Here is a 12,019-nt window from a genome sequence, read left to right as displayed (position 1 = left end):
CAGCTTACACATTTAGAATACTACTTTTTTTTAAAAAGCGAATGAGATAGTTGTGACACGTTTGTGAAATATTGAACAAACCACTATACACATAGTGTTAACTTCATTTAAAGCTCTTTTAAATTAACTCTTTCCTTAATTGTATTTTTTTGGTATTCTTATAAACGAAGCCTATTCTGTAGTATAAAGGGTCATACCCATTTTAAACTGTAATACCCTTACCTCCTATTCTGTTATAGTTTTTTTAGAACAGAATAGAAAGAAGTGTACCTGTTTGGTACACTTCTTTTCATGATTAATTTCCCCTTTACGATCAAGTTGAAACAATTGTAGTTACAACGAAGTTTAATTGTCAACTCTATACTTTTCCAATAAAAGAGGCATCCTACTACGATGTCTTCTAATTTTTAAAGGTTATAATTGTTGTTACCGCATAGTATACCGCTTTTTCAAAATCCGCATGTTCAGATACCGATATCGAAACAAGTGACCCGCCACTTGCTGAAAAATATTGAACTGCTTCTAGTGGAATGCCGTCTTCTTTTACATCAATATAAGTTCCATCTTGCCACTTTCCCTTTTGCATCGTTGTCGATAAATCTCCTGTAATTTTCCCAACTTCCTGTCCATCCACTGATAAAAAACACCATTCCCATTTTGTTAAACTTAGCAATTGGTTCAATTCACCAATTTTCTCTCCCTTTATGCTATGAAATGAATACGAATTCCGTATGCCCCTTTTCTTCTTGACTATTAACAGCTCTTCTCCTAATTCATTACATAAATAAAATTGCTGCTCATGCATTCCTTTAAAGAAAAACGATAAGATACATTTCCATATCTTTTGAATCTGAGAATTATATCTTTCTTTGAGCACTCCTATTGTATTTCCATCTAATCCAAAGTATGTAACTGTCTTAAATATACCTGTTTCTCTACGGATAACAAATCTCCGCTGCTCCAACAATAAGGAGATTTCTTTGTCTTGAATTACCTGCTCTATCCCTTTTGCTCTACTTCTTTCTATCAAACCATAAATTAGTAGAATACATGCTGATAACATAATACTTATTGATTTTAGAGTATCCTTTTCCGAACTAAAAACTGTTCCTTTTCGATATTCCACTACAAATCCAATCGTAATAATAACCCATACAATAATAGCTACAAACAATGTTCGCCTCGCATTACGTGCATGATGCTTATAAATGCTCATAACATCCCCCTTTTTCCATTTTTTTCATTATCTCAATAAATATATCCCTTCTCAACTTACACGAAAAAAAGACTACCTCAAAAGATAGTCTCTTACACTTCAATATGCTGCAACATCGTATAAATATCATTATTAACCGTACCAAATGATTTAATATTATTTTGAATATTAGATAATAAAATAACATACGCATTACCACTTCTACTAAATCCATTTAAACAATTCCATCCCGGCATTACACCGTGATTAGAGTAACTTCCCGGATTTACATACCATCCAAATCCATAATCTTTTTTAAATGCTGTAAACATTTGATTGTAGCTTTCTTTGGATATTAGCTTCCCAGAAAATAGCGCTTCGTTAAATAAGTATAAATCATTTGCACTCGTATATATGTCGCCATTTCCATATAATTGTGACATGCTCGGGATAGCAGGTACTGTCATATTATTATTTACAATCTTGTAACCAGTAGAAGGATACTTTGTTTTCTCTAATTCAGTACCAAAGCCCGAATTTTTCATGCCTACAACATCAAAAATATGTTGTTTAATATATTCTTCTAACGGTTGTCCACTAACTTTCTCAACAATGTAACCAAGTATTGAATAATTGGAATCCGAATACTTCCATTTTTCACCTGGATTAAATAAAGGTTTTTGTTGTCCAATTCGCTTCAACAATTCCTCATGAGAAATATCATCTGCCCCTGCCTCATATTCAGGAATTCCAGATGTATGTGTCAATAGATGAACTAACTTAACTTTGCTACCTCTTGGAAAACTAGGAATATATTTCGCTATTGTATCCTCTGTTTGAATTTTATTTTGATCTTTTAACTGCATAATCGCTGTCGCTACGAATGCCTTTGAAATTGAGCCAATATAAAATGTTGTTTCTGAATTATTTGGTATTTGTTTCGCCTGATTTGCCAGCCCGTACCCTTTATTCAAAAGTACTTTTCCATTTTTCACAACAACTGCTGTTCCACTAAAATTTTTGCTCTTTAAATACTCATCTAATTTGGCATTCTCATTAATTTCTTGTGGTGGTCCTTGGACAGGTTGTTCCACTTCCTTAGCTTGCGGTGGCACTTCCGGAGGCTGTTCTGCTTGTTTTTGTTCTGCTTGTTTTTGTACCGTTTCTTTCTTTACTTCCCTAGTTGCTTTTAACGCATTCTCTTTCTTATTATGTGAAGTAATTTTTGTAAACACAAAATATACAAGCGAAAACAATACAATGAGAATGACCGTTCTTTTTATGTATGTAACCGGTCGACGGGCTTTCATACTGACGCTATCCTTTTCTTCATTCATGGTTCTTTTTTCCCCTTATTTATCAATAATTTAATCCATTCATAAAAAAGATACCCTCTAATTTCTCCTAACTAATGGAAGTTTTGTTTTATACCATCCCTACTTTATCATGTGACGAACGTATTACCAACAAATATGTACAAAAAAGAAAAAGAAAATTTTCAAAAGTAAGATTCCCGATAATATTTCTATAAAAAAAGAGGATGTCCTCAAAAAGATCAACTTTATCGACCTTTTTGAACATCCTCTTTTACAATTATTTATACATGTTTTTTCATATCATCAGCTACAGATTCAACGTTTGTACCTACGATAACCTGCACGCTTGTATTACTTAATTTCATAACACCTTTTGCACCGGCACGTTTTAATGCTGGCTCATTTACTAAGTTTGCATCTTTGACTTGTAGGCGTAAACGAGTCGCACAGTTATCAATAACGGTTAAGTTGTCTTTTCCGCCTAATGCTGCTACGTAAGTTTCACCGATAGATCCTGCAACTGGTGCTTCACCTTCTTCTACTAACTCCTCATCATCTTCACGACCTGGAGTTTTTAAGTTAAATTTCTTAATTAGGAAATAGAATACCACAAAGTAAATTGCTGCATAAATTAAACCAATTCCCGCTAATAATAACGGTTTTGTTGCAATACCTAAGTTTAAGAAATAATCAATCGCACCGGCACTAAATGAGAAACCATCGTGAATACCAAGTTTTGTTGTTACAAATAACGAAATACCTGTTAATACAGCATGAATACCATATAATACTGGAGATAAGAACATGAATGAGAATTCAATTGGTTCTGTAATACCAGTTAAGAACGATGTTAAAGCAAGACCAACTAACATTCCTGTAACCATTTTACGTTTTTCTGGTTTAGCAGCCGCAATCATTGCGAAACATGCTGCTGGTAAACCGAACATCATAATTGGGAAGAAACCAGTCATAAACATACCTGCTGATGGATCTTGCGCAAAGAAGCGTGCGATATCACCATGAACAATATCGCCTGCTGCATTTGTAAAGTCACCAAGTACAAACCAGAAATATGTGTTCATTACATGGTGTAAACCAATTGGAATTAATAGACGGTTTAATAAACCGAATAGACCAGCTCCGATTGCATCTAAGTTTACAATACCGTGTGCTACTGCATCAATACCGCTTTGAATTGTTGGCCAAACTTGACCGAATACTAATCCTAAAAGAAGCATGACAACAGAAGTAATAATTGGCACGAATCGTTTTCCTGCAAAGAATCCTAACCATTCTGGTAATTTAATCTTATGGAATTTGTTATATAATAAGCCAGCGACAACCCCGGCGATAATACCACCAAGTATAGCCATATTTATCTTCGGTGTTAAAGCCGATGCTTTTGAAACTTTTGTCATTGTATCCGCTAACTTACTTGGATCAACTGAACCGAGTAAGTCTTGAACACTTTTTAATTTATCATTTAATTCTGCTGTTGAATAACTAACACTTAAAGTATTAGTTGTATTCTTCATAACTAGATAACCAATCGCACCTGCAAGACCTGCGGCACCACTACCATCAACAGATAAACCGATTGCAACACCAATTGCAAAAATAAGTGCTAAGTTATCAAAGATTGCTGCACCGGCCTGTGCCATAACAGGAATATCAAATACGTCTGGTTGACCTAAACGAAGCAATAATCCTGCTGCTGGTAACACTGCGATTGGAAGCATTAACGCTTTACCAATACGTTGTAGAAACTGCAACATTGTAATTCCCCCTATTCAATTTATGAAATCGTTATCATTATAATTGCACCTTAGAAAACGCTTTCTATTACATAACCATATTAACATATAGTTGTATAGATGTGTAGCTTTTATTTGCAGGCTTTTTATGGATATATTCCCCATTTCCAAACTGTTATATAAAAGGGGAATTCTCCTTTTATTACCGACTAAAATGAAAGATACGGCAACTATACAGCCATTTTGATTTTCCAACATATAAGCCACGGCTATGAAGAACAAAAGGTGACCTGCCCTCGTTTTCTCTTTTTGTTTTACTTGGCATAGGGCAGGAAGAAGATCTGACCGCTTCTATGCATGGCCAGATCCTCTCTCCCAACTAAAAAAGGGGTTATATTGTTTTTTCAATTTTTATTCAAATAGAAGTTTCATTTTATCATTCCACTTTTTCATGTTATTATTTATTTCCAAGTTTATAGGGAACAGTAAACTTAGTGAAAAAGGAACAGGAGCGGTGGTATTATGCAGTGCATCGAAACAAATAACTTACAACAGCTGTTAGAACAAGTAAAGCCATATACAAAAAAAGGGAAACTTGCTACTTATATCCCCGAACTAGGAAATGCAAATCCAGACGATTTAGGGATTGCTATCTACCATAAAGAGACAGAATATATCCATGCTGGTAACTCACAAACACTCTTCACCCTTCAAAGCATTTCAAAAGTAATTACACTTGCACTTGCTCTTCTAGATCGCGGTGAAGAATATGTATTCTCTAAAGTTGGAATGGAGCCCACTGGTGACCCATTCAATTCTATTATTAAGCTAGAAACAACTAGCCCTTCTAAACCTCTTAATCCAATGATTAACGCTGGTGCGTTAGCTATTACAAGTATGCTTACAGGAGATAGTAACGAAGAGAAGATGGAACGAATTCTCCGCTTTGTACGTGATATTACAGACAATCCTACAATTAACTACTCTTCAAAAGTAGCCATCTCTGAACTAGAAACTGCTTACTTAAATCGGTCTCTTTGCTACTATATGAAGCAAAATGGCATCATTGATGGCAATATCGAGAAATTAATGGATTTATACACACGTCAATGTGCTATTGAAGTAAACTGTATTGATTTAGCACGTATTGGTTTAATCTTCGCAATGGATGGCTACGATCCATATAAGAAAAAACAAATTATTCCAAGACATATCACAAAAATTTGCAAAACATTTATGGTAACATGTGGCATGTACAACGAATCTGGTGAATTTGCAATCCGCGTTGGTATTCCCGCAAAAAGTGGGGTGGCCGGTGGTATTTTTGGCTGCGTAAAAGGCGAAATAGGAATCGGTATTTTCGGACCGGCTCTAGATGCAAATGGAAATAGTATCGCTGGATTTAAAATATTAGAGTTACTCTCCGCTCAGGAAAGTTGGAGTATTTTTTAAAAAGGTTTCTTAATGACAGTTTTCTTCATTACCTATACTTAAATTTCAAATTCCACCAAATAAAAAAGTTATCCTGCCCCACTTAAATAGGATAACTTTTTTTATTATGCATATTTGTTCCCCCCTCCCGAATAATATAGTACAACCTAACGCTATACGGTGGAGGTGTAAAAGAAATGAAACTTATTTTTCAAATGGAGGAACAGCCTGTCCTAGAAAAAACCATCCTTCTTTTTATACTCAGTATTGTAGAAAGCTTAAAATTAAAAGTTGTTTCCCCCGATGAGGCTTATCGGTACATATTCAATGTAGAAGTATTGGAATTATTAATGGATCGAAATATTGATGATCAAGTACTAGAGCTTATTCATTTTGGAATGGGACTTGAAGACATTCATCATGTCCTCCCCGAAGAACTTGAACCAAGTATTGAGGAATTAAAATGGCGTTGTATTCAAGTTCTAGGTGAATATGGCATGTATGAGGAATCACAACAATTAATTGAAGACATACGCTAAAAAAGCACCTACATAGGTGCTTTAATGTTTCTTTAAACTATTTTTATACGTTTCAATATTAACAGGTAATTCTTCCTCTTCTAATGTATGCTCATTTACATCTTTATGAATATAAGCACCTTTAGGCGGCTGATGATCATGACCTTTTTTCTTATGATCAAATGCTTTACCACGCCCCATACTCATCCCCCTTTCTTTAAAAGAAATCACTGTTAGTATGAAGAAAAACACGTCGATATATGCAGTACTTTGTTGTATTTCCAAGGAAATATTCGAATATTGTTCTCCCAGCTAAACTTACATCAATTGATCAATTCCAATAAGAATCAGTAACATGCCAGCAATAATTGTTGCCCATTTCCCTAAATATTCCGCTAAAAATCTCTTCCCTATATAGGAAAAACCTCTAATACAAATAAAACTAAATACACCTGAGATAATCGCAGTCCACCAAAGGTTCAAATTGGTTACTCCCGCATCAAATCCCCCTGCAATATTATTAATTGATAATGCAACACCTAGTACAAGTGCTTCAGAAAAACCGATTGTTTTAGAGTCATCAAAGTCAGCATTCTCCGGATTACGTAATATCCCCACCATACTTCCATCTTTCTCTAAAACCTCCTCTTGCTTACTAAGTAAGGGCTGACATAAAACAAACACCCCAATTAGTACAAGTACAAGTGCACCTATTAAATTTGCCATAAAATCTGAAATAAACAATGAAATCCAACTTCCAAAAAAGCCAGCCAATAGAGTAAATAAGAAACCAAAAAAGGCGATGATAAAATTATTAAACCAAGAAATTCGAATCTTGCAAATCCCATACGCAATACCTACACCTGCATTATCTAAATTAGAAGCAATTCCAATCAAAAAAATTGAAAATAAACCCGCCGTACTCATCAACATTCACTCCTTCTGTTCACTTTTCATTGCATATTATGCAAATGTTGAGCAACTGTGACTGTCAGCTTCATATACTTGTAATAAAAAGCTCCACATTTTTTCAACACCTTAGAAAAAAAGGAGTGCCAAAACTATGTCTATTCAAAATCCAAATGATAAACTTGGTACCTTATTAAAAAAATTGTTAAAAGAACGTGCCTTATCTATGCGCCAATTAGGAACACTTACAAGCATTGATCCCTCCACAATTTCAAGAATTATAAATGGTAAACAACAAGCAAAACAAAAACACCTGCAAAAATTTGCAGAATGTCTGCAAGTTCCTATGCAAGTTTTATATGATTCCATGCATACGGATTTTCCCTATGAAAAAAAAGAAAAGACGGATATGTACACATCCATAGATGCAATTCAACAAACATTACAATCATCTAACCTATTTGATTACGACTACACAACAACTCGTGTAAAACAGGAACTCGAAAGTTATGAGCGATACGCTCAAACAACAGAAGGACAAAAACGTATTCATGAAAGCTTCTCAACAAAACTGCAACAAATTGATAGCACAGGACCTTTCATTGAGCAATTAACAGATATGTATCATCAATTTTGCAAAGAATCCATTCCTTTCCAAGAACGTGCTATCATCGGGAGTGCCTTATTGTATTTCGTTTTATCAACAGACATTATCCCTGATTATATATTTCCAATTGGCTATTTAGATGATGCTATCGCAGTGGAATTAGCAAAAGAGAAGTTGGCTGAAATGAGAAAAAAAACGTAGAGGATTTCTTGGAGAACATATGGAACTATTTCGGAAGCTTAGCTTACCTAGATTTTGAAATAGTTCCTACTAAAAAAATCGTACAAACATAAAAGCTTGTACGATTCCACGACAGGTACCTTTCATATTACATAATGTACCTTATCTCTTTATTATGAAAACCTTAATTTTTTCTTATTTTTGTGTATGACACCACTCGTATATAAAAGCCACAATAACTTTCCTAAACTCAATTAACTGGCTAATTTCAACTTTCTCGTTTACAGAATGCGCTTCCTCTAAAGTCCCTGGTCCATAAATGACAGCCGGAATATTGAACTCACTAAACCCCCGCCATCTGTTACTGTTGCTGACATATCTAGAATTTCCCTACGGTTGATTTTGTATAACACTATTACTCATCTACATAAAAATCAAACCTAAAATTCCATCATAAACTTTTTACTTCTATTGTGTCCTTCTTTTCAATGTGTTCCATTGATTTTTTCTTATTTTTTGTAACACGGTAAAACAGTAAACAAACAATCATAAATGGAACACCACAATACAATGCCATACGTTGATCTGGAATAAAAGCCATGCCCACGATTACAGTCATATTTAATCCGAAACAAAGAAGTGGCACAAACGGATACAACGGCGTTTTAAATTTCAAATCCTTAATATCCCCGCCTTGCTTTACGTACATTCTTCTACTAAGAAAATTTGATAAACCAATCGATGCCCAGACTAGTATTCCACCGAATCCTGCAATAGAAAGAAGCCATAAATAAACTGTATCCTCTGCATATATACCAGATAATAAAGAAAGACAACCAAAAATTGTACTTGTAAGTAATGCATAAATAGGAACACCCTTTTTAGATAACTTCCCAAAAATCGGACTAATCATCCCTTGCTTCGACATAGACCAAAGCATACGAGAAGTTGCATATAAGCCCGAATTTGCTACTGATAACACCGCTGTAATAATAACAAAGTTCATAATATCTGCGGCATACGGAATCCCAATTTTATCAAATACAACTACGAATGGACTTTCTACTAATCCCGCTTTTTCCCATGGGAATAACCCAGCGAGTATAAACATAGAAAGTATAAAGAAAATGAATATACGCCAAGCTGTATTTCTAATTGCTTTCGGAATGGTTTTCTCCGGGTTTTCACTCTCACCGGCCGTAATCCCAACAATTTCGGTCCCCTGGAAGGAGAAATTAACGGCAATCATGGTAATTAGAATCGCTTTCAGTCCATTTGGGAACAGTCCCCCGTGATCAGTAAAGTTTGAAAGCATCGGTGCTGCGTCATTTCCTTTCATATGTAAAAATCCAAACATCGCTGCCCCGCCTAAAATAATAAATGCAATAATTATAATTACTTTAATGCCGGCAATCCAAAACTCAACCTCTGCAAAACTCCGTGAGGATAATGCATTAATCGAAAAAAGAAGGACTGCAAACACGACGCACCATATCCAAGATGGTACATGTGGAAACCAGCGCTTCATTAAAATACTTACTGCAATCAACTCAATCCCTATCGTAGCAGCCCAGTTTAACCATGACATCCAACCAACTACATAACCTACCGCAGGCGAAATATACTTTGTAGCATACATTTGATAAGATCCTGCATTCGGCATAGCAACAGCTAACTCTCCAAGACAAAGCATCGTTAAATACATAACAAAGCTCCCAACAAGATACGCTACAATCGCACCGCCTGGCCCTGCTTCATGAATTGTATAACCTGATCCTAAGAAAAGACCTGTGCCAATAACCCCTCCAAGTGCAATCATAAATATGTGTCGACTTTTTAGCTCTCGCTTTAACTCCTGATTTTGCTTTTCCATATGAGCCCCCTAGCAGAAATGTAAACGCTTTAAAAAATAATATAAAAAAATAAAGTGCATACTCATGATTACGATAGACTTGTAACAAGAGGGAGATTTTTCAAAAGAAAATCTCCCAATCCAAGGAAATACTATCACACGATAAATAGTTGTTACTAAAATTTTTTTATAATTTTCCACAATTGTTTAAAAGATCCTTAGAAAACGGTACATCATCCAGAAGGACTATATTAATCACTTCCTGTAATCAATAAATCATCCCTGACTGTTATTAATAATGTTTGCTCCGTGATAACTTGTCCTTCTTCTACTTCTAGCAATTCCACATAACCGCTGATTCCCACTTTAACTTCTACTTTCCGTTCATCCATTGTTTCAATTAAAGCTAATTTCTCCCACTCATATACGTAGGAACTTTCATTAATAAATAATTTTGTAACTCTGCCATAGCAAGGGCTGTACACGTTTTCTATTACTGTTTTCATCTTTTAAACCCCTCTTTCTTATTAAGTGCGCATGTAACTCTTTTCCCCACCTCCAAATTTATAAGATTCAACTACTATTCATGCAAGATATATACCAACCTAATTTCTTACTTAGGATTAAGAGATAGTACTGAAAAAATCTGAATTCCACGCAATATCTTTCTTCTCTTTTAAAGATTTTTCACCTTAAACACGCAAATTTTTTTTGCATACTCGCAAAAATTTTATTAAAATTAAGAAAAATCAGTCTTCATAAGGTATAACAAGGAGAAGATGAAACATGTATACAGAAGAAATCAATTTCAAAAAATTAGTTGAAATGAATATGCTATATGAAACTTTACTGAATGAAATTGATATTGGCATTCACATGATTAACGAAGAAGGTAAGACGATCATTTATAACCGCAAAATGATGGAGATTGAATCGATGGATCATAAAGATGTACTATATAAAAATCTTTTAGAAGTATTTGTTTTTGAAGAAAACCAGAATAGTACTCTTATAGGAGCATTAACACTTGGAAAAGCAAAGAAAAATATAAAACAGACTTATTTTAATAATAAGAGGCAAGAGATTACAACGATTAATGACACCTTCCCTATAGTGAAGAATGGAAAAATCAAGGGCGCTGTTGAAATCGTAAAAGAATTTCCTCCATTAAGGCAAACGAGTAAAGGAGGCGCGATTCGAGGGCATCATACGAAATTTACCTTCAATCATATAATAGGTAATTCAGGTGCGATTCAATCGGTTATTACAGAAGCAAAAAAAGTAACGCGTACCTCTTCCTCTATACTGATTGTGGGAGAAACAGGAACTGGAAAAGAACTATTTGCACAAAGTATTCATAATGAAAGTCAACGTGCTGGAAAACCTTTTATCTCACAAAATTGTGCTGCCATTCCTGAAACTTTAATGGAAAGCTTATTATTCGGTACGAATAAAGGAGCTTTTACAGGCGCAATCGATAAACCAGGCTTATTTGAAGAAGCCCATGGTGGAACTTTATTGTTAGATGAAATTAACTCGCTAAGCCCTGCACTTCAGGCCAAATTATTGCGGGCAATACAAGATAAAACAATACGAAGAATCGGCGGATCACAAGAAAAAGAAGTCGACGTTCGAATCATAACTACCATTAATGAAGATCCGATTGAAGCTATCACGCATAATCGCCTGCGAAAAGATTTATATTACAGACTAAGCGTCGTCACTTTATTTCTCCCACCTTTAAGACAGCGGAAAGAAGACATCTTACCGCTTCTTCATAGCTTTATTGAAAAATATAATATGCAGTTTGGTTTACGAGTACAAGGTGTGGATGACAGCGTAATAAATTTCTTCTATAAACACGATTGGCCCGGCAATATACGCGAATTAGAGCACATAATTGAAGGGGCTATGAACTTAATTGAAGATGAGGACGTTATTACAACATCCCATACCCCAGCTCGTTTTTATGAGCTAACAAAAAACGAATTCCCTATTCAACCTCCTCTAGCTAGATGGGAAACAGATAAATTAGATCATACATCGAAAACTTTAAAGAACACAATAAAAGAAATGGAAAGAGAATATATTATTCAAATTCTTAAAGAACATAATGGAAATATCTCGCAAGCCGCAAAATACTTAGGATTAAGTAGACAAAACTTGCAATATCGATTAAAAAAGTATGGGCTAAATACGTAATCTTAGAATGTTCTATAAGCACAAAAAATAAAGGCCGTTCCGAAAGGACGGTCTT

General features: G+C 34.9%; 11 protein-coding genes and 1 pseudogene. 4 read left to right on the top strand and 8 right to left on the bottom strand.

Annotation, left to right across the window (positions count from 1 at the left end; genetic code table 11):
• Positions 1 to 400 precede the first annotated feature (400 nt).
• From ACM6HU_RS02610 to nagE, 3 genes are all read right to left on the bottom strand, one after another.
• Entirely contained in the window at positions 401 to 1,216 is an 816-nt protein-coding gene (locus tag ACM6HU_RS02610; protein ID WP_016112975.1) for a hypothetical protein, read from the bottom strand.
• 92 nt (positions 1,217 to 1,308) lie between these two features.
• Positions 1,309 to 2,532: a serine hydrolase gene (locus ACM6HU_RS02605; protein ID WP_414847977.1), complete on the bottom strand. Its 1,224-nt coding sequence runs from the start codon at positions 2,530 to 2,532 to the stop codon at positions 1,309 to 1,311.
• A 260-nt stretch (positions 2,533 to 2,792) separates the two neighbouring features.
• A complete protein-coding gene (gene nagE, locus ACM6HU_RS02600) occupies positions 2,793 to 4,286 on the bottom strand; it encodes an N-acetylglucosamine-specific PTS transporter subunit IIBC (protein WP_016112973.1) in 1,494 nt (497 codons plus the stop codon).
• Between the two features lie 501 nt (positions 4,287 to 4,787).
• On the opposite strand from nagE, the gene glsA reads away from it, so the two are divergent.
• Together glsA and ACM6HU_RS02590 are read left to right on the top strand one after the other, a co-directional pair.
• Positions 4,788 to 5,717 carry a glutaminase A gene (gene glsA, locus ACM6HU_RS02595; RefSeq protein ID WP_016112972.1) on the top strand — a complete coding sequence of 310 codons (930 nt, stop codon included), beginning with the start codon at positions 4,788 to 4,790 and terminating at the stop codon, positions 5,715 to 5,717.
• A gap of 176 nt (positions 5,718 to 5,893) precedes the next feature.
• Positions 5,894 to 6,235, top strand: coding sequence for a DUF3969 family protein (locus tag ACM6HU_RS02590; protein ID WP_016112971.1), 342 nt, complete (start codon positions 5,894 to 5,896; stop codon positions 6,233 to 6,235).
• 21 nt (positions 6,236 to 6,256) lie between these two features.
• Here ACM6HU_RS02590 and ACM6HU_RS02585 read toward each other — a convergent pair whose 3' ends face one another.
• The gene (locus tag ACM6HU_RS02585; protein WP_016112970.1) at positions 6,257 to 6,415 is read right to left on the bottom strand and encodes a hypothetical protein; all 159 of its coding nucleotides are present in this window, start codon (positions 6,413 to 6,415) and stop codon (positions 6,257 to 6,259) included.
• A 117-nt stretch (positions 6,416 to 6,532) separates the two neighbouring features.
• Positions 6,533 to 7,141: a sporulation membrane protein YtaF gene (ytaF, locus tag ACM6HU_RS02580; protein ID WP_016132526.1), complete on the bottom strand. Its 609-nt coding sequence runs from the start codon at positions 7,139 to 7,141 to the stop codon at positions 6,533 to 6,535.
• Between the two features lie 136 nt (positions 7,142 to 7,277).
• Between ytaF and ACM6HU_RS02575 the strand changes: the two genes are divergently transcribed.
• A complete protein-coding gene (locus ACM6HU_RS02575) occupies positions 7,278 to 7,931 on the top strand; it encodes a DUF1232 domain-containing protein (RefSeq protein WP_414847976.1) in 654 nt (217 codons plus the stop codon).
• 174 nt (positions 7,932 to 8,105) lie between these two features.
• Here the strand turns inward: ACM6HU_RS02575 and ACM6HU_RS02570 are convergent.
• From ACM6HU_RS02570 to ACM6HU_RS02560, 3 genes and pseudogenes are all read right to left on the bottom strand, one after another.
• A pseudogene (locus ACM6HU_RS02570) lies at positions 8,106 to 8,293 on the bottom strand (acetylornithine deacetylase); the annotation flags it as partial.
• A 68-nt stretch (positions 8,294 to 8,361) separates the two neighbouring features.
• A complete protein-coding gene (locus ACM6HU_RS02565; RefSeq protein WP_414847975.1) occupies positions 8,362 to 9,783 on the bottom strand; it encodes an amino acid permease in 1,422 nt (473 codons plus the stop codon).
• 230 nt (positions 9,784 to 10,013) lie between these two features.
• Positions 10,014 to 10,268, bottom strand: coding sequence for a hypothetical protein (locus tag ACM6HU_RS02560; protein ID WP_003194859.1), 255 nt, complete (start codon positions 10,266 to 10,268; stop codon positions 10,014 to 10,016).
• Between the two features lie 280 nt (positions 10,269 to 10,548).
• On the opposite strand from ACM6HU_RS02560, the gene ACM6HU_RS02555 reads away from it, so the two are divergent.
• A complete protein-coding gene (locus tag ACM6HU_RS02555) occupies positions 10,549 to 11,964 on the top strand; it encodes a sigma-54 interaction domain-containing protein (RefSeq protein ID WP_016132372.1) in 1,416 nt (471 codons plus the stop codon).
• Positions 11,965 to 12,019 lie beyond the last annotated feature (55 nt).

Source organism: Bacillus sp. IT-79MI2 (genome assembly GCF_949768135.1).
Lineage (GTDB): Bacteria > Bacillota > Bacilli > Bacillales > Bacillaceae_G > Bacillus_A > Bacillus_A pseudomycoides.
The sequence above is the reverse complement of the archived record's forward strand: the minus strand, read 5'-3'. Positions and strand labels throughout refer to the sequence as shown.